This is a genomic window from Bacillus aerolatus, assembly GCF_009183655.1.
Taxonomy (GTDB): Bacteria; Bacillota; Bacilli; order Bacillales; family Domibacillaceae; genus Pseudobacillus; species Pseudobacillus aerolatus.
Window position 1 is genome coordinate 214593 of the sequence record NZ_WEIO01000003.1, and the last position, 21263, is coordinate 235855.

Genomic DNA, 21263 nt, shown 5'->3' on the forward strand with positions numbered 1-21263 from the left:
TTATGCATTACTTCAAGTGTACTTTCTTTCTGATTGCGGGGCAAGATGTGAACATCATTTTCAAAAAACGTTCAAACATTGTTCACCAAAAAGGGAATAAAAGGATAATTATTCCGCCAGTCCTTCTTTTAATTGCAGTGAAGACTGTTCCCACATATCTGCATTGTGCCCTTGTAAAAAGTCTTTCAGCACTTTCTTAGAAGGAGCATCCATATGCTCGACAATGATGTGGCTCTTCAATGATTTATCCATGCGGTTCACGTGCTCAGGCAGCGACTTATAGCCGCGGCGCTTTTCGCGGTTCACCGTCATTTCGCACGCGGTTACTCCCGCATAGAAAGGCCCGTTTTCTCCACGGTCCACACTCACCCAAACGAGCCAAAACGGCTTAGCGCCTTCTGGTACTTCTTCTTTGTTCGGAAGAAATTTAATACCCTTTTCGACCACTGAGCGGGCATGCATCGCACCGACATCAATGAAAGCTTCCCCTTCTTCTACATCAATAAATACAGGCGACACGTTTTCGAGAGAAAGCGCACCTTTTCCGAAGCCTTTATGGCCGTCTGTCGGATCATTTTTAATAATATTAAAGCCAACCTTTTTCTTTTTTTCCATGAGAGATTCTCCTTCCTCCAGCTGCCATCAGCCGAACAGTGTCATAAAGATAGTGTTAAATCCTTGGATAACAGAAGGTAAAACAATGCTGAAAATCGGCTGTATCGTGTATTGGTATAACGGTGTAATGACAATAATTAGAAAAATCAGCGTTCCATACTGCTCATACTTCGTCAATTTCACCCTGACAGCGGGCGGTGCCAAATCCTCTATGATCCGGTAGCCATCAAGCGGCGGCAGCGGCAGCAAATTAAACACAAATAAAACAACATTCAGCCACACCATCATATTCAGCAAATCAATAAAAAACGGCGGCATCCCGGCGCCTACGAAAAAAAACAAAATCCCGTAAGCAATCGCTGCAATTAAAAAGTTGCTGAGCGGTCCGGCAAGCGAGACTAATATCCCGGCGAGACGGGGGTTTTGAAAATTTCTGCGGTTCACCGGTACCGGACGCGCCCAGCCGAAGCCGGCGATTAAAATTAAGATTGTACCGATCGGATCCAAGTGATGAACGGGATTAAGCGTCAGCCGCCCCTGGTCCTTTGCAGTATCATCTCCGAATTTATAGGCAACGTATGCATGGGCAAATTCATGAAACGTGAACGCTACAATGAGCGTAATAACGACAAACGGCAATTCTTGCATTGAAAAAGCTAAAAAACGATCCAAGTGATAAACTCCTTTATAATCTTTTTGAATAGCCTCTTTGTCTAAAACATTTCTACATTATTCTTTTCTCCGTCATATTGCCTGTCCCCTCTAAAAAGCATACAATTTATGTGTACCATAATTGAATGATATCGAAAGGAGCCAAGAATATGCCTTACGTAACTGTAAAAATGATAGAAGGCCGCACGGAAGAACAGAAAAAGGCGCTCGTAGAAAAAGTAACAGCCGCTGTTACAGAAACGACTGGCGCTTCTATTGACAAAGTCGTTGTCTTCATTGAAGAAATGTCAAAAAATCACTATGCTGTCGCAGGCAAACGCCTGAGCGACGAAGAGTAAGTGTTTGCCGCCCCCTGATTTTGCCGTTTTCGACAAAGTTCGGGTGGTGACAAGCATCGAGCTCGCCTCCGGGCGGGCTTTTTTAATTTATCTGTTTTTTCAACTGTTCAATATAAGCATACGCTTCGTTAATTTCTTCTTCCGTATAGCGTTGTTTTCTTTTTAAGGTGAAGATTTTTTCCGCCACTTCTTCCCGTGCGAGTGAATCAAAATAAAGAACCGTCGATACGAGCTCAAGGAAGCGGGCGCTTTGGCTGTTCATTTTTGTAACGGTTTCCTTCAATTGCGGCATGTCTACTTCTGCATGCTTGAGGAACGCCTCTCCTTCTTCAGTGAGCGTGTAGCGGTATTGGTAATACCCGCCCTTTTTCTCGCGGATTTCATCGATAAATCCCATGTTGCACAGCTCTTCCACGCGCAGCGTCAACTCTTCGGAATACGGGCCGTAAAAATGAAACTCAAACTTCTCCTGGAAGGGAAAGGAAATTTTTTTTGCAATATAAATCATTTTCTGCAGCTTTTTCCGCCCGGTGATTTCTCCACAGGCCGCAAAGGCCCCCATTAGTTTTGCATGCTCTTTTAACAACTTTACTCAACTCCCACTGTTTCATTCCCGGCGTTAAATTTCTAAAATGGCTCTGATCTGCCGCTTAATGTTGCGCTTGGATGATTCATCATTCAACAAATCGGCAGGAAAATACAACTTATGGTCTGTCCGTCTTTTTCCTGAAATCGCATCGACAATGTCCGACTCACGCGACAACTCACGCAGTTCTTCTGTTTTCATCAACAAATAAATCGGCAGCCGCTCTTCTTCTTCTCCCGGACGATAAAAATCATATGGAAGATCTGAAGAAGAATCGAATACGAGATAATATTCCGGATCGATTCCCGCTTTTTTAAACAGCGCTTCTAGTTCACTGTGTTTACGGTATTCTTTCGCGGGGTCGAACTCTACGTATTTAAACAAATTCCGATTCACAAACCGGTGGCATAGATCTCTTAAAATCGGGTCTTTTTCTTCCTGCCAAACTTGAAAGTAATAAAGCATGACCGCTTCATCGAGTTTTAAATAGTCTTCAAGAGTGAACTCTTCTTTAAAGATAGAATAAAAATGCAGCGGCTCATATGTAAACGCATAGTTTTGGCGGCCGAGTTCCTTGGCGCGGTGCAAAATTTTTGACAGCAGCACTTCTGCACTCCGCGTTACCGGATGAAAATACACTTGCCAGTACATTTGGTAACGGCTCATGATATAGTCTTCCACAGCATGCATCCCGCTTTGCTTAAACACGACCTGGTCCTCACGCGGGCGCATGACCCGCAAGATGCGCTCCATATCGAAGTGCCCGTAGCTGACTCCGGTAAAATAAGCGTCGCGCTGCAAATAATCCATGCGGTCGGCATCTATCTGGCTCGAAATCAAGCTGACCACAAGCTTATTTTCATGCGTTTTGCCGATCACTTCTGCCACTTGTTTCGGAAAGCCTTTGTCCACTCTTGATAAAACGGCATTCACTTCCGTTTCTCCGAGAATAATTTCTTTTGTGAATTCTTCGTGATCGAGATGAAACACTTTTTCAAAGGAGTGCGAAAACGGCCCATGCCCCACGTCGTGCAAAAGAGCAGCGCATAAAGACAGCAAACGGTCTTCCACATTCCACTCCGGGCGCCCGGCAAACACATCGTCTGCAATACGCCGGACAATTTCATATACGCCAAGTGAATGGTTAAAGCGGCTGTGTTCCGCTCCATGAAACGTCAAATACGTCGTTCCAAGCTGGCGGATGCGGCGCAGACGCTGAAATTCTTTCGTTCCAATTAAATCCCATATGACTAAATCCCGGACGTGGATATAACTGTGAACAGGGTCTTTAAACACTTTTTCTTCTTTTAACTTTCTCTTCGAATATTCCATTCTGTACCCCCATTCAAGCTTATTCATATCTTTTATTATAACGGAAAAATTATGAGGATAGGAGGAAGAAACAGCCGCTCCTTTGCATATGATGAAATAAAGGGGGATTTTCTATAACCACTTTGTCGAATAGCACTTGAAACAAAAAATCACCCTATCCAACAGTCGGCAGGTGATTGGTCTTTATTTCTTCAGCTCTTTCGCTACTTTTTCCAATAGTTCTTCTTCTGTTAAAGCTGCAACTGGGCGGTTATTGACAAAAGTAAATGCTTTTTTTGCGACCGGGCCCACAGTAAGATTGACAGGCCACGTCGATTTTTGCTTCCGGATCGATTCCCTTCAGCTTTGGCACAAGAGTTTTCAAGTTAACTGCCTGGCAGTCATCGCAAACTCGAAATTCATTTGCCATCTATATACAATCCTTTCCCAAATAAGGTTAAGCTAATCGGTATTTTACATCGAAAAAGTCTTGTTTGCAAGCGCCCTAATCATCGTTAAAACTAGGTGCGGCGGCTAAACAGGGAAACTAGCAGAAAAAAATTATTTTTTCATATTGGTATAAATCTAACGTTTATTGCTCATCCTGTCAGTAATCAAACATTTAAAAACTAAGGAGTGAACTAAAATGAAAAACAGACAAGATGCATGGTCGGAGGAAAACGATCTATTGCTCGCTGAAACTGTGCTGCGCCACGTACGCGAAGGAAGTACACAATTGAATGCATTTGAAGAAGTAGGGGATCAGTTAAACCGGACATCCGCCGCCTGTGGGTTCCGCTGGAATGCAGTCGTCCGCCATCAATATGAAAAAGCGCTCTCGCTCGCTAAGAAACAACGAAAACAGCGGAACCGCCTGCTTGGCAAAGAACAAGGCGGAAAGAAAAAACTATTATACCAGCCTCCTGCCCCGTCCATTGAGGAAGTAGAAGCGATGACTTTACCGCTCGCCAATGATTTGGAAGTTCTCACAGAAGGGTCGCCGCTGCTGCCATCGCCTGCTGCCACAGGAGAAATGTCGATAGAAAAAGTCATCGCCTTTTTGCAAACCGTTTCCAGTTCTACTTATCAGTCCGACCGGTTAAAACAAGAGAATGACAGATTAAAACAGGAAATGGACCAATTAACGAAAGAGAAAGCGAAATTGGAAGAAACGGTCCGCCAGCTCGAGCAAAACTCTGTCACGATGCAGGAAGACTATGAAACACTAATGAAAATCATGAACCGCGCCAGAAAGCTCGTACTCTTTGATGAAGAAGAGCCAAACTCCACCGCCTTCAAAATGGATCGCAATGGCAACCTGGAAAAAATGGCCGAATGAATAAGCAGCCGGGCTCGTTTCCCGGCTGCTTATTTCGTGTGGGCGAGAGTTTGTGCACTAATTGATGGGATTTGTACACCGGAATTGACGATTTTTGCGTGCGCCGCACGATTTCCTACAGCCGTCAACGGTTCAGCGCTTTTTCATTGCGTTCGGTTACGCGCTCTAAGTAGCCTTGGTAAAGCTCAAGCTCGTCTCCTTGCAGAGAGCTTGCGTACAAGCGGCCGGCATGTTGATTAAGAGCGGTTAAAAAGCGCATCATAACATCTTGAATAGTAAGCTCGCGGCCTAATAAATCGGATAAGGAAGCCATGACTTCAGGCTGAATGTCGGGATACTCCCATTTTGTTGTTTCTGCTTTTTTGGCAGTCTCGTAAAATTGGCGGATGAGCGCTGCTCTCTCGGATCCGCTGCCGGTCACGCATAAGTAAATTTGTACCGCGACGCCGCGGCGGATGCGGCGCTGAGAAATGCCAGCGAACTTTTGGCCGTTTATGCTCAAGTCATAGCTTCCCGGACAATAAGACCCAACGATCTCATAGGCCTCAATTTCCATGGGGAATTCGGCAAACATTTGCCGAATTAGTGCAAGCATCGCCTCATAGCCGCGGTCGATATCAATGCCTTTTTCAGTATCGGGAAAAATAAGCGACAAATTCAGCACGCCGCCGTCAAGCGCCACTGCCAGCCCGCCGGAATTGCGGACAATGACTTTGTTCCCTGCTCTCTGCAGCATGTCAATGCCTTCATTTAAATAAGGAAGCTTCGTATCCTGGATACCGAGCACGACCGTATCGTGGTGTACCCACGCCCGCGCAGTCGGCGGACTGAAGCCAGCGCCCACGGACGTACATAATGTATCATCAGCAGCAAACGACTGGAGCGCTCCGAACATCGGACCGAGACTCGACTGATCAATAAGACGCCATTCTTGCTGCTTGAGCAATTGTAATGTTTCGTTCATAACAAGTTCTCCTTTAAGTAACACTGTTGATCAACGATATCCACTAACAGAGCCATTCATCAAAAAAACCGGCCGCTGCCGGTTTTATTATAACTTTATAGACAATATCCGTTCATTTCAACCGTTATTTGAGTGCCTGGGCAGCGGTAATTAAAGCAAGCTTGTACACATCTTCCTCGCTGCAGCCGCGAGATAAGTCGTTAACCGGTGCATTCAACCCTTGTAAAATTGGACCGACGGCTTCAAAGTTGCCAAGCCGCTGAGCAATTTTATAGCCGATGTTCCCTGCCTCAAGACTCGGGAAAATGAAAACATTGGCATCTCCTTGAATAACAGAATCCGGCGCTTTCTTTTGAGCGACTGACGGGACAAAGGCTGCATCAAATTGAAATTCACCGTCAATCACTAGTTCAGGTGCCCGTTCTTTCGCCAGGTGAACCGCTTCTGCCGCTTTTTCCGTTTCCTCTGATTTGGCTGACCCTTTCGTTGAAAAGCTGAGCATTGCCACGCGCGGAGCAACATCAAACATTTCCGCTGTCTTAGCACTTTCAAGGGCGATTTCCGCCAGGTCGCTGCTGTCGGGGGCAATGTTGATCGCGCAATCAGCAAACACGTACTTTTCTTCTTCACGGACCATAATAAACACACCCGACGTCTTTTTCACGCCTTGCTTCGTCTTAATAATTTGCAAAGCTGGACGGACAGTATCAGCTGTTGAGTGGGCGGCTCCGCTTACGAGCCCGTCTGCATACCCTTTATAAACGAGCATCGTGCCGAAATAATTTTCATCCATTAAAATTTGGCGCGCTTCTTCTTCCGTCGCTTTGCCGCTGCGGCGTTCGACAAATGACTGGACAAGTTCATCAAAGCGGCTGTCTTTTGATGGATCGGCAATTTCCAGACCTTCCAAGTCTACTTGCAACTGTGACGCTTTTGCTCGTATTTCTTGTTCACTGCCGATTAAAACAGGCGTCAGCAAGTTTTCTTTTGCAAGCCGGCCGGCAGCCGACAACACGCGCTCATCCAACCCCTCCGGAAAAACAACTTTTAACTCTTGTCCTGAAATTTTATTCGTTAAAGCTGCAAATAAATCGCTCATTCTTTCTCCTCCTTACTTCTTTATATATTCAGCATACCGCGCCTAAGCGAGATTTCAAGTATTAAGAACGTGCTCATCTATCATTCCCCCCGCCTTGCATGTTCACACTCCTGACAAAGCACTTTTGTGGATTGTCCAACAATGTGTGTTATATTAATAATTGAAAACATTTACATAGGAGTGAATAACATGAGTGAAGCAGCTAAAACGATTGAAGGCTGGTATTGTCTTCATGATTTTCGCGTGATTGATTGGACGACTTGGAAAATGCTTTCGAGCGACGAACGCCAGACAGCCATTCATGAATTCCAACAATTTTTAACTAAATTGAACGTAACTCATGAAGCGAAAGAAGGCAGTCATGCATTTTACAGCATCGTCGGCCAAAAAGCTGATTTTATGCTGATGATTTTGCGCCCGACGATGGAAGAGCTAAATGTGCTTGAAACGGAATTCAACAAGCTGAAAATTGCCGAGTACACAGTACCGGGCTACTCTTACGTGTCTATTGTTGAACTGAGCAACTATTTGTCTTCAGACGAAGACCCGTATCAGAACCCGCACATGCGCGCCCGCCTTTATCCAGAATTGCCGAGAGCAAAGCATGTTTGTTTCTATCCGATGGACAAGCGCCGCGAAGGCAATGATAACTGGTACATGCTCCCAATGGAAGAGCGCAGCACGTTAATGCGCAGCCACGGCATGATTGGCCGCCAATATGCCGGCATCGTGAAACAAGTCATTACCGGCTCTGTCGGCTTCGACGATTACGAGTGGGGCGTAACGCTATTCTCTGATGACGCGCTTCAATTCAAAAAGCTTATTTATGAAATGCGTTTTGATGAAGTCAGTGCCCGCTACGGCGAATTCGGTGCTTTCTTCGTTGGCAACCTGCTCGATGACTCCAAGCTCGAACAAATGCTGCATATTAACTAGAAAAGCGGAGGCGCCTGTTCTGCCCCGACAAGCAAATAACCTTTCTCCAAGAAGTCGCCCTTTGACTTCATTGGAGAAAGGTTATTTGACCTCGAGGGGCAAGGCGCTGCAGCTAGACAACAACGAAAAGCGGAGCCGACTGCTCTGGGGCGACAAGCATATGACAGAATGACGAAATGGCGCTTTCCAGCCATGCAGTCAGACTGGCGCATATGACCTCGAGCCACAAGGAGGCGCAGCTGGACAATCGAAAAGCGGAAGCGCCTGCCCTGCTCCGACAGGCAAATGTTCTTCCTTCAAGAAGTCGCTCTTTGACTTCATTGGAGGAAGGTTATTTGACCCCGAGGAGCAAGGCGCTGCAGCTGGACAACAACGAAAAGCCTTCTCTGTTTTTTTACAGAGAAGGCTTTTTTCTTTTGTCATGAAACGGAATTTTTTACATACATATTAATTGACAAGCGGTTTGAAAAATTAACAAGTTCAAGGAGGGTTCCTGTGAATCAATCATCTGCTAATCCTTATATGTATAGAATGCCTATTTATTACCAAACAAACCCAACGTATACGTATCCTGCTGGCACAATGATGCCCCCTGCAGGTACAATAATGCCTCCTGTAGGTGCAGGCGTTACACCCACGCAAGGAGGCGGAATTGACGTACCTGGCATGCTGCCTTCGGAAGAATCTTATATAGAAAATATTTTACGGCTTAACCGCGGAAAAGTGGCCACCGTTCATGCGACATTTGAAAACAACCGCGAATGGAATGCAAAAATTTTCAAAGGCCTCATTGAAGCAGCTGGACGCGATCATTTAATCTTGAGCGACCCGCAAACAGGCAAGCGGATTTTGTTGCCGATGGTGTATTTGGACTATGTGACATTTGACGAGGAAATTGAATACGATTACCCACTTGGCGGAGGTGGAGGCAGCGGATCGCTCGCTTCTTATCCACCTAGATAAAATGAAAAAAGCTGCTCTCCGTAATGATGGAGAGCAGCTTTTTCATTAAAATTTCATAGCCGCTAACACGAGCAGCACCCAGCCGGCTAAAAAAGCAACGCCGCCGATTGGCGTGATAGCTCCAAGTATTTTTACTCCTGACAAAGTCAGAGCGTACAAGCTGCCGGAGAAAACAATGGTGCCGATCAGCATCATCCAACCCGACCAGTTAAGCAAAGAGCTCTCTTGAACTTGGCCGATGAGAATGCCGATTAAAATCATTCCAGCGGCATGGAACATTTGATAGTGCACACCTGTTTTCCATATTTCCAAATACTTCGGTTCTACTTTTCCTTCCAGTCCGTGGGCGCCAAACGCTCCAAGTGCCACGGATAAAAAGGCATTAATTGCTCCAAGGATAATAAATAATTTCATCTTTTTTTCTCCTTAAAAATCAAAAATAGAGTCACCGTTCGCTCCGTCGTCCGTGTTTAATTTCTCGGACCGGCCTACCACCGGCTGCTGTGGAACTGCCTGGCGAAGCGGCATTGATTCAGCAAAAGCAGCCCCTGCTCCTCCGGTGTCCGGGGTATCAAGCAGCATGTCGCACAGTGTCCGGACCGTATAGACGTGCTGTTTCATCGCGCTGTCTTTTTCCGCCGATTTTGCCTGCCGTATTTCTTCTTCTATTTTGTTCAAAACCGATAAATGGGAAATGTTTATGTTCACGCACCTCCTGTCAACGCTCCCATGCTACTGCTTGCTGGGCTTCGGTAAAAATTTGTAACACGAATGGCCGGAAGCCTGCAGAACAACTGCTGACGGCAGCTGCTTTGCTTTAAAGCCGTACGCCCGGCAGCCGCGCGGATTCCCCTGGTCCCATGTGACAAAAAAGTGTTTGCATTGAAAACAATTCACTTTTTCCATCCCCCGGCTCACTCCCCTCATGTTCTCCATTTTACCAAATTTTCTCTAGCTGAAATAAGGATTCTTTTTGACAATCGCGAATGCTGTCTTTTTTTGAAATCGTTTCACGTGAAACATTGAAATTTGTCGAAACTTATTCTTCCCGAATTTCCCAGGCAATAGGCTGTTCACCAAACTGTTTAAGACAGTCATTCGCTTTGGAAAACGGCTTGCTGCCAAAAAAGCCTCTTGAAGCTGACAGCGGACTCGGATGCGGCGATTGAATAATGCAGTGCTTTTTCTCATCAATAAGCGCGAGTTTTTTCTGTGCAGGCTTGCCCCAAAGAATAAATACGACTGGTTTTTCCCGTTCACTAATTAAAGAAATAATGCGGTCTGTCAGCCGCTCCCAGCCTTTGCCGCGGTGAGAATGGGCTTCCCCCTGCCGTACCGTCAGCACGGTGTTAAGCAACAGCACCCCTTGCTCCGCCCACTGGACTAAATAGCCGTTATCAGGCACGGAGAAGCCAAGATCGCTGTGCAGTTCTTTAAAGATATTTCTTAGTGAAGGCGGCAGCGGCACATCCGGCTTAACTGAAAAGCTTAACCCGTGCGCTTGTCCGGGGCCGTGATACGGGTCTTGTCCGAGAATGACAACTTTCACATCTTTATAGGCGGTGTAATGGAGCGCATTGTAAATGTCATCCATATCAGGATAGATCGTTTTCGTTTCATATTCTTTTTTCAAAAATTCCCGAAGCTCTTCATAATAAGGCTGCTCAAATTCTGGCTGCAGCAGCTCTGCCCAATCATTTTTTAATATTTGCTTTTTCATGAAAACCACCCTTTCTAGTACGTGTTCAAAAAGAAGCAAGCTGACAAAACTTTCCCGGACTTTTTGAACAGCTTCTTCTAGCCTGAAACCTTTACAGTGGCTTTATACCCTATATGCTGAAAAAATTGCTCGAGAGACTGCACAGCATTTTTTTCGGCTGTCTGCAGCAGCCCCTGCTCAACTGCTTCTTTTTCAATTTGCTGCTTCGCTTCATCCGCGAGGGCGTACCCTTCTTTCCAGTCAACCTTTTCCCGGAAAATACCTTCGATGGAAAAGGCTTTGACTTCATTAGTCAAAAGAGCCGGCTCCTGCAAAATTTCCGCTTTCGGAATGTTGATCTCCACTGTTTTGTTTTCTTCGTCCACTTTGACATCCGCTTTGGTCACTTTGCTTAAGTCCACCCCGGCAAGCACTTTCCCGGGAATAATCAGCAATATTTTTCTTTTCGTACCGGGCACGTTTACGCTAATATTCTGGCCGAAAATTTTATTGTCTTCTTGTTCAATGACAGCTTTCGTATAAGCTTCCGCTGTCGCGAGTGAATTTAAATCCTTAATTTGTTCGACAAAAGCAGCGGATTCTTTTTGCCCGGAGCCGGAATAGAAAGAAGTGATGCCGATTGCTCCGAATACGAGCAGCGAGACAATCAAGAAGACAAGCAGTCCCTTTGCCAGTTTCCCTGCTCCGGCTGCCGGCGCTCTTTCCACTGCCAACGTTGCTGCCGTCTGTTCCTGCCCGGCTTTTAATTCTTTCAGAAGCGCTTCTACCTGCTCTAGCTTTTCTCTTTCATTACGGTCCATTTTATCCCTCCTACTCTCATTTATTACCCTTATATTAACAGCCGCTCACTTGAAAAGGCTTGTACAAAGTGTTTTAATTTTTTAAAATGTTAATATACAATGAAATGAATGTGTACTTACGTATATATCACCAAACAATCGAAGGGGGTTTTTTTACATCATGGAAATGAAAAAAACGTTAACAATTGCAGGCTCTGATACGAGCGGCGGCGCCGGCATTCAGGCGGACTTAAAGACATTTCAGGAGCACGGCGTTTACGGGATGACTGCTTTAACGACAATCGTTACAATGGATCCGGACAACGACTGGAGCCATGGTGTTCATCCGCTATCCATTGATACACTGGAAGCTCAATTGAAAACAGCGATGTCTGTCGGCATTGACGCAGTGAAAACAGGCATGCTTGCTACAGCTGAGATTATCGAAGTAGCGGCAAAGCACATTAAAGCAAACGGTCTTGATAAAGTGGTCATTGACCCAGTTATGGTTTGTAAAGGTGAAGATGAAGTATTGAATCCGGAAGCACCGGTTGCTATGCGTGAGTTTTTGCTGCCAATCGCTACTGTCGTCACGCCAAACTTATTTGAAGCGGGACAACTTTCCGGTCTTGGTCCGATTCGTACAGTCGATCAAATGAAAGAAGCTGCCAAGAAAATTCATGAATTAGGCGCTAAATATGTTGTTGTCAAAGGCGGCAAGCAGCTTGAACATGAAAAAGCAGTCGACGTATTTTATGACGGAAATGAATTCACGGTTCTTGAAGCAGAAAAAGTTGCCACTACGTACAACCACGGAGCCGGCTGTACATTTGCTGCGGCTATCACTGCGAATCTTGCCAAAGGACAAGACGTCAAAACAGCGGTATCCAATGCAAAAGACTTTGTCAGCGCAGCGATCCGCCATGGCTTTAAGCTGAATCAATACGTTGGTCCAGTTATGCACGGCGCATTTAATCAAATTAGAAACTAACATAACAGGAGGCTGTCCCACAAGTGCCTGGCGCTTTGTTTTTGGGCCAGCCTCTTTTTGGGCTCATTTTTCGCAATCGCTGATTATTTCCAGTAAAATAGTCAGTACCGGCGCTAATGAAGGAGGATGAACGTGGAGCCAATTATTACAGCAAAAGTACAAGAGTCAATTGATCATTTTGCCAATAAAGATATATATATTCATATGGAAACAACGAATGGGGCTTATGCGTCCCATTTTAACGAGAAATTTTTTTCGGCAGGTGCTTATATCCGTAATGCACGGCTGTCCTATGAGCACGGGAAAATAGTCGGAGAAGGCCCGTACCGCGTCGGTTTAAAACTGGAAATCGGCTGGGTATATGCAGAAGGTTTGACGCATTACGGCTTCGATGAAAAGGGCAGGCTGCTGCTGGCCGGTCATGACTTCGATGGAAAACTGGCTGTTGCCTTGCAAATAGGCGAGGAGCCGTTTAAATAATTATTTATAGGATGGGGGTTCTCGAATATGACAATGGAAATAGAAAAAGAACAGCATGTGCTCGTAATTTTCCCGCACCCCGATGATGAAGCATTCGGTGTGTCCGGTACAATTGCCACTCATACAAAAAGAGGCACGCCTGTTACATATGCCTGCCTGACGCTTGGCGAAATGGGACGAAACCTCGGAAATCCCCCATTTGCCACACGTGAATCGCTTCCGGATATTCGCAAGGCGGAATTGCAAAAGGCAGCGGAAGCTCTCGGTATTAAAGACTTGCGTATGATGGGTCTGCGCGATAAAACATTGGAATTTGAAGACGATGGAAAAATGGCTGATCTCGTTTCAGACTTGCTTGCTGAACTGAAGCCTTCTCTCGTCATCAGCTTTTACCCGGGCTTCTCTGTCCATCCTGATCACGAAGCGACCGCACGCGCCGTTGTCCGTGCTTTCCGCCGCCTCCCTGAAACAGAGCGCCCGAAACTGCATCTCGTCGCTTTTGCCAACAACACAGACGCCGACCTTGGTCAGCCCGATATCGTTTATGACATTTCCAATGTTTTCGAAAAAAAAATGGACGCCATGCGCGCCCATATTTCACAAACGATTTGGCTTCTCAAAGAAATGGAGAAACTCCTCGCCCAAAATGACGAAGCCACCGTCCAGCGCGTGAAATTCGAGCGCTTCTGGACGTACCGCTGGGACGACGACAAAGTCAGCGAACTAAAAGCTTAACCTAATGAACCCCCCTGGTCCAATCCAGGGGGGTTCATGTGTTTTAGTGCGCCGGATGATGGGGTTTGTTATTTTTGGGGATTTTTCACCACTACAACGACCAAAGCAAACACGCCAGTCCTCAAAGGGCTGGCGTGTTGTTGTTAAATTAGTAAATTAAATAAAAACGGATCGTTGTTGATTTCGATATATGGAAAGCCCTTTTGCCTCATTCGTTCGATGAGCGGCAAATAGTCTTCTCTCGACTTTAGTTCGATGCCGACGAGAACGGGGCCTTCGTCGCGGTTTGTGCGCTTCGTGTATTCGAAGCGGGTGATGTCGTCTTGTTCGCCAAGAACTTCGTGCATAAATTCACGCAAGGCGCCGGCACGCTGCGGAAAATTGACAATAAAATAATGCTTCATGCCTTCATAGATGAGCGATCGCTCTTTAATTTCCTGCATGCGGTCAATGTCATTGTTGCCGCCGCTAATGACGCAGACGACGTTTTTGCCTTTAATTTTTTCTTTGTAAAAGTCAAGTGCTGCGATGGTCAAAGCGCCTGCCGGTTCAGCAATGATGGCATTTTCGTTGTACAGCTTTAAAATAGCTGTACATACTTTTCCTTCCGGCACAATGACGATGTCGTCCAGCACTTCCTTACATACTTCCATCGTAAGGTTCCCGACTTGCTTGACTGCGGCGCCGTCGACGAAAGAATCAATTTTTTCTAAAGGAGTGACTTTGTCGTTTGCCAGTGATGTTTTCATGCTTGGAGCGCCTTCTGGTTCGACGCCGATCATTTGCGTATGGGCGCTGATACTTTTCATGTAAGAACCGACGCCTGCTGCTAGTCCGCCGCCCCCGATCGAGCAAAACACAAAATCTATCGGCTGAGGTGCTTCATTCATGATTTCCACCCCAACTGTGCCCTGGCCGGCGATCGTAAGGTAGGCGTCAAATGGATGAACGAACACCATTTCTTCTTTCGTGCAATAATCTCTCGCCGCTAGGTAGGAGTCGTCAAACGTGTCGCCAGTTAAGATGACTTCCACATTTTCTCCACCGAACAGCTTCACTTGGGAAATCTTTTGTCTCGGTGTCGTGGACGGCATAAAAATCGTCCCTTTAATATTCAGCTGCTTGCAGGAAAAAGCGACTCCTTGCGCATGGTTGCCTGCGCTTGCGCAAACAACTCCTTTTGCCCGTTCTTCCGCCGGCAGGCTGTAAATGAAATTGTACGCACCGCGCAATTTAAATGAACGTACCACCTGCAAGTCTTCTCTTTTTAAAAAAATATTACAGCCGTAGCGGGCAGATAGCAGTTCGTTTTTTTGAAGCGGTGTTTTGATCACGATGTCTTTTAACGTCTGGTTTGCCATGACAATATCTTCTACTTTTATTTTTGTTAAGGCTTTACTCACATTTTTCCCCTTCTTTAATTGAATTTTAAGAATTATTTTAACATACCAATCTATCGATGGATAGGACTTCCCTGTATTTATTTAAAAAAAGCGACACTCCTTCGCCGTCTGCCAGGATGCGGTTTCTTTTTCATTTACGACAAAACGGTCAATAACCACTGCTCCTCCGCAATCACCATTTGCCGCAGGTTCAAATGTACATTTTCCGGACAGCATTTTCACTAGCTTATTCACTTGGTCATTTTAACATGAATTCTTGTTTTTATCTTATATGAGCGCTTTTTGGACATATCTTATACACATGTCTTTCTCTTTCAGAAAACAGATTTTTCGTTAAAGTGTATATTCAATAATTTCCATTTTTAAATATTCATTCTCCTTTTTTATTATTCCTTTATTGTCAATATTTCGATAAATCAGCTTTCTAACGCTTATAATTTGTGTTATATTCAAAAAACAGATTTGAATTTTTCATATATTTAAATAATGATAAAAGGGCTGGATTTTTAATTAAATGTGTATTAAAATTTAAATTAGTTAATAATTATACACATTATACATTGAGAGGAAGACCATTAGATGGAAACTACTACCGCTTCTAAAAGCTCACTTTCCAATATTTTACGCTTCGTCGTTCCTTCCTTAATAGGAGTTTTCTTTTTTATGACGCCTATTCCGGTCAACGGCGAGTTAACTATACCAATCGCCATTTTATCCAACTTCTTGCAGGAAGCGATAGGCGGGGCGATCCCTGCTATTGTGACTTATTTAGTCGTACTCGCTGCTGTAGGCACACTGCTTGTCAAAGCTGTTCGTCCGGCATTTGTACGACATTCGCCATTTTTAGCTTCCTTGTTTGACGTAGCTCCTGTATGGGCAGCTGTAAGGGTGATTGGCGCGGTGTTCGCCATTATGACTTTGTACAAGCTCGGCCCTGAATGGGTGCATTCAGAAAACACTGGCGGCCTGCTGTTATACTCATTACTGCCAATTTTGTTTTCTACCTTTTTATTTGCTGGCTTGCTGTTGCCGCTGCTGTTGAATTTCGGCTTATTGGAGTTTTTTGGCTACTCTTTAACGAAAATCATGCGCCCCCTTTTTAGACTGCCGGGTCGTTCGTCTGTTGACTGTCTCGCTTCCTGGCTTGGCGACGGCACAATCGGAGTGCTGTTAACGAGCAAGCAGTATGAAGAAGGCTTTTATACGAAAAGAGAAGCAGCGATCATTGGTACAACATTCTCTGTCGTATCTGTCACGTTTTGTTTAGTCGTTATCAACCAGGTCGGCTTAGCCAACTACTTCCTTCCTTTTTATGGAACAGTTATTTTAGCAGGCATTGTTTGCGCTTTAATTTTACCGCGTATTCCGCCTTTGTCCAGAAAAGCAGATACATTCATGAATGGTGAGAACAGAAAAAGTGATGATGAAAGCATCCCTGAAGGCTATACGCCATTCAGCTATGGATTTAAGCAGGCTGTTACCCAAGCTGAGAAAAACAAGCTGCCCACTACTTTAAAAGAGGGCGTGCAAACCGTCATTGACATGTGGCTCGGTGTCGCTCCGATCGTTATGGCTATTGGTACAATCGCTTTAATCATTGCTGAAACGACACCACTTTTCCAATGGCTCGGCATGCCGTTTATTCCACTGTTGGAATTATTGCAAATTCCATTTGCTGCAGAGGCTTCCGAAACAATCATGGTCGGGTTTGCGGATATGTTCCTGCCATCCATTATCGGGTCGGGCATTGAAAGCGAATTAACACGCTTTGTGATTGCCAGCCTTTCTGTTTCCCAATTAATTTACATGTCTGAAGTCGGCGGTCTATTACTAGGAACAAAAATTCCAATTTCCGTCAAAGATTTAATTCTTATTTTCTTATTAAGAACATTAATTTCCTTGCCAATCATCGCAGGCATGGCACACTTATTATTTTGATTAAGCACTTTCAGGCAGTTTCCTATAAGAGCCGGGCCCCTTCCGTAACAATGGAAGTGCCTGGCTCTTTACTTTTGAATTACCCCGTTTTTTATCTGTTTGCGAGTAATTATTTCTTTATTGGTGTAATTATTTGTATAATGTGGGTAATAACAATGGAAGATGGAAGGAAGTGCTTAATCGCTTGACGAATAAAAGTTGGTTTCAAGTAGGGGCAGCTCTTGTGCTCGCTCTCGTTATTATTTTGCTGTTCAGAGAAATAAGAGATATTTTTAATCCGCTCGTCATCGTAGCTAAAACGGTCTTTTTGCCGCTCGTACTCGCCGGGGTTTTGTTTTATTTGACGCGCCCTGTTGTCAGATGGCTGGAGAAAAAAAGATTTCCAAGATGGGCGTCTATTTTAAGTGTGTTCGTCTTACTTATTATTGTTTTTTGGATTTTATTTTCCATGATCGGACCAATTGTAAACCAGCAAGGGGCTAAACTGGCAAAAAATACGCCACAAATGGTCCGGGCCGCTGAAGATGGAATAAATTACTTAATGAACCAAAGAGAACAACTTCCTCAATTTGCTATCCAGTCCCTTGAAGATGCGGAAGGAAAAGTAGAAGATTGGGCGATGGCTTTTGGCACGTGGCTGATTGGTTTTCTTCAAGGTCTGCTGCAAGCCGTATTTTTAACTGTACTCGTTCCATTCTTCTTGTTTTACATGCTGAAAGACCGGGAGAAGTTTGCTCCTTTCCTTTCTAATTTCTTTTCAGGTCACCGCAGAGAATGGATCCGTAGGACATTAAAGGACTTGGATATCACGCTGCAGTCGTACATCCAAGGACAACTGCTCGTCAGCTTCCTCGTCGGTGCCATGCTCTTAATCGGGTATTTAATTATCGGCTTGGACTATTCACTGATCTTAGCATTAATCGGCATGGCCACAAATGTCATTCCGTTTCTCGGTCCTTATCTTGCTGTTATACCGGCTTTATTTGTCGCCTGGATACAAGACCCGCAAATGGTCATTTGGGTCGCACTCATTATGCTGATTGCTCAGCAAATTGAATCAAACTTGATTTCACCGAACGTCATGGGGAAAGCGCTCGATATTCATCCGCTGACCGTCATTACACTCATTCTTGCCGCAGGAAACATTGCCGGCATCTGGGGAGTTATTTTAGCCATTCCAACGTACGGAATCATTAAAACGATTGCGGTGAATTTATACGCAGAACGCCGTGAAATCAAAGAAGCGGCTACGAAAGACGTTTAAAGAACAAAAGTGCAGGCGCCTTGACCAGACTGTTCTTTCCCCTATGTCCAGCTGCAGGCGCTGGAGCTAGACGTATACCCGCCCCATTGGCATAGTTATTCACAATATGATTATTTTATAGTTTTCTAAAGAGGAAAAAGCTGTCCGCATACAGCTTTTTTACTCTTCTTCCTTCTTTTTTTCCGCACACTCGAAACAAAAAACTCCTTCCTTTTCTTGAACGCCATTGAAAAAGCCATCTAGGCAGTAAAGCTCTTTTCCGTACTTTTCACATGTGCCGACCCTCTCTTGCATACTTGTTGTCTCCCTTCTTTCTTATATTAGCGACCTTTTTTCTTTTTCCTGTCAAAATTCGTATGTAAAGTAATGCACATTTTCTATATAATAAAATAATAAAATCGTTAGCATAGTATTTGTGTCAATGGAGGAAACTATCGACAACATGATAAAAGAAACCCAACAAGAAGGAGAGCACAACTCGTGAAAAAGCTGAACAGACGCATACTAGCTTGTTTGCTCATTTTTGGTCTCATTTATATAAGCTATGATGTGCTTTTACGGGTAAAGCCCGCCAATTCACAGATAAATGAATCCCTGCCCGATGTCACTGTTTTTGTACATGGCTATAAAGGGACAGCTGTTTCTTTCCGCTCGATGCTGGAGCGTTTTGAACAAACATATGAGTGGGGCAAAAAAGCCCTTACTTGCCGCGTAACAGCCGATGGCCGGGTGCTCGTGGATGAAACAGCTGACTTTCAAACCGAAGAGCGCTTGTTTGTTCAAGTCGTCTTTGAAAACAACCGGGCCAGTTTTCATGATTCGGCATACTGGCTGTCCAAAGTGTTGAATGTTCTGCACGAAACTTACCAAGTTGAAACAGTGAACATAGTCGGCCATTCAATGGGCGGCATCGTTTCAGTGAAGTTTCTCGAGGACTATTCGAAAGGACCAGGCTATCCGTTTATTAATAAATTAGTCGTTCTCGGCAGCCCTTTTTCCGGATTAAAAAATAAAGATTATTTAAAGACAAATACTGGGCCGGCTGCTGTTGATTTAATGCCACGCTCAGCTGCTTTGCAAAAACTATTCAAGCAAAAACATGCTTTTCCGTCCGATGTCCAAGTGTTAGCTCTTGCCGGCTCCGGCGATCAGCTTGTTTCTGTGAAGAGTGCCTTAAGCTTGGATCAAATTGTACCAGCTTCACAATTTCAACAAGCGGTCGTATCAGACCGCCGCATCACTCATAGCGGTTTGCATGAAAGTGAAGAAGTGGACCGGATTATTGGCCGCTTTTTATGGAATGAATGAATTGCCTACAACGAAAAGCCAGGTATCCCTGAAGAAGATGCCTGGCTTTTTGCTTTTTCAAAGTCTAGAAATGATTTCATTACATACGCTAGTTAATGTTTTCGGATCGGATGCTTGAGGATAGCACGCTTCTATTTGCTTTTTGCAGCGTTTGCTTTCAGCTAAATATGCTGTTGCTTTACTCATCAGCGCTCGATAACGCCCGGCGATTTCCCTGATTTCAGCCGAATTTTTTTCATCCGTGCCGGCTGTGACAATTTCTTTGTACAAATCAATGATGCTATCCGTTGCTTTTTCCGGAAAGTATTCGTGGGGAGCGGTGCTGTCAAATATGGCAAAGTCAAGCTCACGAATAATTACCATATCCACGCTTCCCGGATCAAAACCGCAGTGGTAAATTTCCGTGTCGTATCCTTTTGTCTCAGCAGCAGCTGCGATCTTTTTCAGCATGGTTGACTTGCCTGTTCCCGCACGGCCTTTAATGAAGTATCTTTTAGCGAGATCCTCTGTCAAATTCCCGATAAAATCCACTGCTCCTTTCGGCGTAGCTGCCCCAAGGAAGCGGTGTTTAGCTACTGCTTTCCCGCCTGTACCTGATAGAGGAATTAAACGGGCAATGAGTTCATCAGTCAATTCATTTGCTCTTTCTTTATCTAGCTGTTTAATATATATATCTTCCCATTCATCGTGAACGGCCAGTGCTTTTTGAAAGCAGGCATAGGCATTATTTCGGGCCGTTTCTGCTTGCTCAGCCAGTTTGATCACTTCCGGCTGCTTATCCGCCGGAATAACGGCCTGGCCCGGAATTTTAACATAGTGAACGTTTGGACCCGCGACAGCAGGCGCTGCTTGGCGCAGTAAAACGGCCGCCCCTTTTTCTGCTGCGATGACCCCTTCCACTACGTCAGGATCTGCCGGACAATACAGAAGCTCAATGTTAATGCCCTTATCCAGCAGCTGTTCGGCTAACCGGTTAAGACAAGCAGCTTTTTCCGCCGGCGTTCCCCCATCTACAAGAAAGACCTGCTTCAGCCCTTGAATGTTTGAATCAAGCAAACTATACAACCCTCTTGCCGTATTTCCTCTCGTAAAGTAGCGAATCACTTTCCCGCTCATTTTTACACCTCTTCACATCGCATTTTAAAGTGAATCTCTCTCACTATATGCAAGCGGCCAAGCAGTGTATGTTACTTTTTAGAGCGGAGCTGCGATCGGCGGCAGTCAGGGTTGGTTTGATTGTCAATTTGGCGGCTTTGTTCACGAACGCCCTAATTTTTCCACCATGGCCCCTCTTACCCTTTAACGATCTCATACTCAGTCACTGCTTTAGTGATCTCGATCAAATCAGTCGTTTTCAGTTCAATTTGCCTGCCAATTTTTCCGGCGCTGACGATGATGTTTTCCCGGGAAATGGTGCGGGAATCCAAGAAAGTCGGATATGTTTTTTTCATGCCGATTGGCGAGCAGCCGCCTCTTATGTACCCTGTATACTTTTGAATGTCTTTGACCGGGAGCATGTCCAGTTTTTTCTCGCCTGCTGCTTTGGCGGATTTTTTCAAATCGAGGTCGTCTGAGACAGGAATAACAAAGACGTAAATTTGCTTATTTGCTCCAATGGTTACAAGCGTTTTAAATACTATGTCTGCGCTTTTGCCGATTTTTTCGGCAGCGGATAAACCATCAATTTTGCCGTCGGAGGGATTGTAGGCGTGCGTGTCATATGGCAGTCCAGCTGCATCGAGTATACGCATTGCATTTGCTTTGCCTTTCATCTGTTTCAGCTTCCTTTCGCCTGTTATGATAATAAGTATAAACTATTATA

Annotated in this window: 25 protein-coding genes and 1 pseudogene; 10 read left to right on the forward strand and 16 right to left on the reverse strand. The window is 44.9% G+C overall.

What is annotated here, in order from left to right; genetic code table 11:
- Positions 1-108 precede the first annotated feature (108 nt).
- Entirely contained in the window at positions 109-615 is a 507-nt protein-coding gene (locus F9802_RS07085; RefSeq protein ID WP_152150471.1) for a YwhD family protein, read from the reverse strand.
- 27 nt (positions 616-642) lie between these two features.
- Entirely contained in the window at positions 643-1287 is a 645-nt protein-coding gene (locus F9802_RS07090) for a site-2 protease family protein (protein WP_152150472.1), read from the reverse strand.
- 149 nt (positions 1288-1436) lie between these two features.
- On the opposite strand from F9802_RS07090, the gene F9802_RS07095 reads away from it, so the two are divergent.
- Positions 1437-1625 (forward strand): 2-hydroxymuconate tautomerase, encoded by a 189-nt coding sequence (locus F9802_RS07095; protein ID WP_152150473.1) that lies wholly within the window; start codon positions 1437-1439, stop codon positions 1623-1625.
- Positions 1626-1707: 82 nt separating this feature from the next.
- On the opposite strand, the gene F9802_RS07100 is transcribed toward F9802_RS07095, so the two are convergent.
- The 3 genes and pseudogenes from F9802_RS07100 to F9802_RS19920 all read right to left on the reverse strand — a co-directional run.
- Positions 1708-2211 carry a YwgA family protein gene (locus F9802_RS07100; RefSeq protein WP_152150474.1) on the reverse strand — a complete coding sequence of 168 codons (504 nt, stop codon included), beginning with the start codon at positions 2209-2211 and terminating at the stop codon, positions 1708-1710.
- 33 nt (positions 2212-2244) lie between these two features.
- On the reverse strand, positions 2245-3543 hold the full coding sequence (locus F9802_RS07105; protein WP_152150475.1) for an HD domain-containing protein: 1299 nt from the start codon (positions 3541-3543) through the stop codon (positions 2245-2247).
- 186 nt (positions 3544-3729) lie between these two features.
- A pseudogene (locus F9802_RS19920) lies at positions 3730-3952 on the reverse strand (DUF1450 domain-containing protein); the annotation flags it as partial.
- Positions 3953-4168: 216 nt separating this feature from the next.
- Between F9802_RS19920 and F9802_RS07115 the strand changes: the two are divergent.
- On the forward strand, positions 4169-4861 hold the full coding sequence (locus F9802_RS07115) for an RsfA family transcriptional regulator (RefSeq protein WP_152150476.1): 693 nt from the start codon (positions 4169-4171) through the stop codon (positions 4859-4861).
- A 124-nt stretch (positions 4862-4985) separates the two neighbouring features.
- Here F9802_RS07115 and F9802_RS07120 read toward each other — a convergent pair whose 3' ends face one another.
- Both F9802_RS07120 and pta read right to left on the reverse strand, forming a co-directional pair.
- Positions 4986-5825 carry a lipoate--protein ligase family protein gene (locus F9802_RS07120; protein WP_152150477.1) on the reverse strand — a complete coding sequence of 280 codons (840 nt, stop codon included), beginning with the start codon at positions 5823-5825 and terminating at the stop codon, positions 4986-4988.
- A gap of 124 nt (positions 5826-5949) precedes the next feature.
- Entirely contained in the window at positions 5950-6924 is a 975-nt protein-coding gene (pta, locus tag F9802_RS07125; RefSeq protein ID WP_152150478.1) for a phosphate acetyltransferase, read from the reverse strand.
- Positions 6925-7113: 189 nt separating this feature from the next.
- Here pta and hemQ point away from each other — a divergent pair, with 189 nt between their 5' ends.
- Positions 7114-7860 (forward strand): hydrogen peroxide-dependent heme synthase, encoded by a 747-nt coding sequence (gene hemQ, locus F9802_RS07130; protein WP_152150479.1) that lies wholly within the window; start codon positions 7114-7116, stop codon positions 7858-7860.
- A 522-nt stretch (positions 7861-8382) separates the two neighbouring features.
- On the forward strand, positions 8383-8823 hold the full coding sequence (gene gerQ / locus F9802_RS07135) for a spore coat protein GerQ (protein WP_152150667.1): 441 nt from the start codon (positions 8383-8385) through the stop codon (positions 8821-8823).
- A 45-nt stretch (positions 8824-8868) separates the two neighbouring features.
- On the opposite strand, the gene F9802_RS07140 is transcribed toward gerQ, so the two are convergent.
- From F9802_RS07140 to F9802_RS07160, 5 genes are all read right to left on the reverse strand, one after another.
- Positions 8869-9237 carry a DUF423 domain-containing protein gene (locus F9802_RS07140; protein WP_152150480.1) on the reverse strand — a complete coding sequence of 123 codons (369 nt, stop codon included), beginning with the start codon at positions 9235-9237 and terminating at the stop codon, positions 8869-8871.
- A 12-nt stretch (positions 9238-9249) separates the two neighbouring features.
- The gene (locus F9802_RS07145; RefSeq protein ID WP_152150481.1) at positions 9250-9531 is read right to left on the reverse strand and encodes a YwdI family protein; all 282 of its coding nucleotides are present in this window, start codon (positions 9529-9531) and stop codon (positions 9250-9252) included.
- A gap of 24 nt (positions 9532-9555) precedes the next feature.
- Positions 9556-9729 (reverse strand): uracil-DNA glycosylase, encoded by a 174-nt coding sequence (locus tag F9802_RS07150; protein ID WP_225435220.1) that lies wholly within the window; start codon positions 9727-9729, stop codon positions 9556-9558.
- Between the two features lie 133 nt (positions 9730-9862).
- On the reverse strand, positions 9863-10543 hold the full coding sequence (locus tag F9802_RS07155; RefSeq protein WP_152150482.1) for a uracil-DNA glycosylase: 681 nt from the start codon (positions 10541-10543) through the stop codon (positions 9863-9865).
- A 77-nt stretch (positions 10544-10620) separates the two neighbouring features.
- Entirely contained in the window at positions 10621-11343 is a 723-nt protein-coding gene (locus F9802_RS07160) for a DUF4230 domain-containing protein (RefSeq protein WP_152150483.1), read from the reverse strand.
- Positions 11344-11503: 160 nt separating this feature from the next.
- Here F9802_RS07160 and pdxK point away from each other — a divergent pair, with 160 nt between their 5' ends.
- The 3 genes from pdxK (at position 11504) to bshB2 (ending at position 13528) form a co-directional block, all read left to right on the forward strand.
- A complete protein-coding gene (gene pdxK / locus F9802_RS07165) occupies positions 11504-12313 on the forward strand; it encodes a pyridoxine/pyridoxal/pyridoxamine kinase (protein ID WP_152150484.1) in 810 nt (269 codons plus the stop codon).
- Between the two features lie 132 nt (positions 12314-12445).
- Positions 12446-12793: a YojF family protein gene (locus tag F9802_RS07170; protein WP_152150485.1), complete on the forward strand. Its 348-nt coding sequence runs from the start codon at positions 12446-12448 to the stop codon at positions 12791-12793.
- A 33-nt stretch (positions 12794-12826) separates the two neighbouring features.
- Positions 12827-13528 (forward strand): bacillithiol biosynthesis deacetylase BshB2, encoded by a 702-nt coding sequence (bshB2, locus tag F9802_RS07175; RefSeq protein ID WP_152150671.1) that lies wholly within the window; start codon positions 12827-12829, stop codon positions 13526-13528.
- Between the two features lie 143 nt (positions 13529-13671).
- Here bshB2 and ilvA read toward each other — a convergent pair whose 3' ends face one another.
- Positions 13672-14931, reverse strand: a complete 1260-nt coding sequence (gene ilvA / locus F9802_RS07180) for a threonine ammonia-lyase IlvA (RefSeq protein ID WP_152150486.1) — start codon at positions 14929-14931, stop codon at positions 13672-13674.
- A 579-nt stretch (positions 14932-15510) separates the two neighbouring features.
- Between ilvA and F9802_RS07185 the strand changes: the two genes are divergently transcribed.
- The gene (locus tag F9802_RS07185; protein WP_152150487.1) at positions 15511-16869 is read left to right on the forward strand and encodes a YjiH family protein; all 1359 of its coding nucleotides are present in this window, start codon (positions 15511-15513) and stop codon (positions 16867-16869) included.
- A gap of 172 nt (positions 16870-17041) precedes the next feature.
- On the forward strand, positions 17042-18133 hold the full coding sequence (locus tag F9802_RS07190) for an AI-2E family transporter (protein WP_225435221.1): 1092 nt from the start codon (positions 17042-17044) through the stop codon (positions 18131-18133).
- Positions 18134-18292: 159 nt separating this feature from the next.
- Here the strand turns inward: F9802_RS07190 and F9802_RS20065 are convergent, their stop codons facing one another.
- Positions 18293-18427, reverse strand: coding sequence for a hypothetical protein (locus tag F9802_RS20065; protein WP_263862290.1), 135 nt, complete (start codon positions 18425-18427; stop codon positions 18293-18295).
- Between the two features lie 186 nt (positions 18428-18613).
- Here F9802_RS20065 and F9802_RS07195 point away from each other — a divergent pair, with 186 nt between their 5' ends.
- Positions 18614-19441: an alpha/beta hydrolase gene (locus tag F9802_RS07195; RefSeq protein WP_191991797.1), complete on the forward strand. Its 828-nt coding sequence runs from the start codon at positions 18614-18616 to the stop codon at positions 19439-19441.
- 57 nt (positions 19442-19498) lie between these two features.
- On the opposite strand, the gene F9802_RS07200 is transcribed toward F9802_RS07195, so the two are convergent.
- Entirely contained in the window at positions 19499-20557 is a 1059-nt protein-coding gene (locus F9802_RS07200) for a hypothetical protein (RefSeq protein WP_152150489.1), read from the reverse strand.
- 176 nt (positions 20558-20733) lie between these two features.
- Positions 20734-21213 carry a Cys-tRNA(Pro) deacylase gene (gene ybaK / locus F9802_RS07205; protein ID WP_152150490.1) on the reverse strand — a complete coding sequence of 160 codons (480 nt, stop codon included), beginning with the start codon at positions 21211-21213 and terminating at the stop codon, positions 20734-20736.
- Positions 21214-21263 lie beyond the last annotated feature (50 nt).

What these genes read in the sequence shown, in the direction of transcription:
- bshB2 (WP_152150671.1), top strand. Translation starts at nt 12,827, where the DNA reads ATGGAAATAGAAAAAGAACAGCATGTGCTCGTAATTTTCCCGCACCCC.
- F9802_RS07150 (WP_225435220.1), bottom strand. Translation starts at nt 9,729, where the DNA reads ATGGAAAAAGTGAATTGTTTTCAATGCAAACACTTTTTTGTCACATGG.
- gerQ (WP_152150667.1), top strand. Translation starts at nt 8,383, where the DNA reads ATGTATAGAATGCCTATTTATTACCAAACAAACCCAACGTATACGTAT.
- F9802_RS07140 (WP_152150480.1), bottom strand. Translation starts at nt 9,237, where the DNA reads ATGAAATTATTTATTATCCTTGGAGCAATTAATGCCTTTTTATCCGTG.
- F9802_RS20065 (WP_263862290.1), bottom strand. Translation starts at nt 18,427, where the DNA reads ATGCAAGAGAGGGTCGGCACATGTGAAAAGTACGGAAAAGAGCTTTAC.
- hemQ (WP_152150479.1), top strand. Translation starts at nt 7,114, where the DNA reads ATGAGTGAAGCAGCTAAAACGATTGAAGGCTGGTATTGTCTTCATGAT.
- pta (WP_152150478.1), bottom strand. Translation starts at nt 6,924, where the DNA reads ATGAGCGATTTATTTGCAGCTTTAACGAATAAAATTTCAGGACAAGAG.
- F9802_RS07185 (WP_152150487.1), top strand. Translation starts at nt 15,511, where the DNA reads ATGGAAACTACTACCGCTTCTAAAAGCTCACTTTCCAATATTTTACGC.
- pdxK (WP_152150484.1), top strand. Translation starts at nt 11,504, where the DNA reads ATGGAAATGAAAAAAACGTTAACAATTGCAGGCTCTGATACGAGCGGC.
- ybaK (WP_152150490.1), bottom strand. Translation starts at nt 21,213, where the DNA reads ATGAAAGGCAAAGCAAATGCAATGCGTATACTCGATGCAGCTGGACTG.
- F9802_RS07095 (WP_152150473.1), top strand. Translation starts at nt 1,437, where the DNA reads ATGCCTTACGTAACTGTAAAAATGATAGAAGGCCGCACGGAAGAACAG.
- F9802_RS07115 (WP_152150476.1), top strand. Translation starts at nt 4,169, where the DNA reads ATGAAAAACAGACAAGATGCATGGTCGGAGGAAAACGATCTATTGCTC.
- F9802_RS07085 (WP_152150471.1), bottom strand. Translation starts at nt 615, where the DNA reads ATGGAAAAAAAGAAAAAGGTTGGCTTTAATATTATTAAAAATGATCCG.
- F9802_RS07155 (WP_152150482.1), bottom strand. Translation starts at nt 10,543, where the DNA reads ATGAAAAAGCAAATATTAAAAAATGATTGGGCAGAGCTGCTGCAGCCA.
- F9802_RS07200 (WP_152150489.1), bottom strand. Translation starts at nt 20,557, where the DNA reads ATGAGCGGGAAAGTGATTCGCTACTTTACGAGAGGAAATACGGCAAGA.
- F9802_RS07160 (WP_152150483.1), bottom strand. Translation starts at nt 11,343, where the DNA reads ATGGACCGTAATGAAAGAGAAAAGCTAGAGCAGGTAGAAGCGCTTCTG.
- F9802_RS07120 (WP_152150477.1), bottom strand. Translation starts at nt 5,825, where the DNA reads ATGAACGAAACATTACAATTGCTCAAGCAGCAAGAATGGCGTCTTATT.
- F9802_RS07105 (WP_152150475.1), bottom strand. Translation starts at nt 3,543, where the DNA reads ATGGAATATTCGAAGAGAAAGTTAAAAGAAGAAAAAGTGTTTAAAGAC.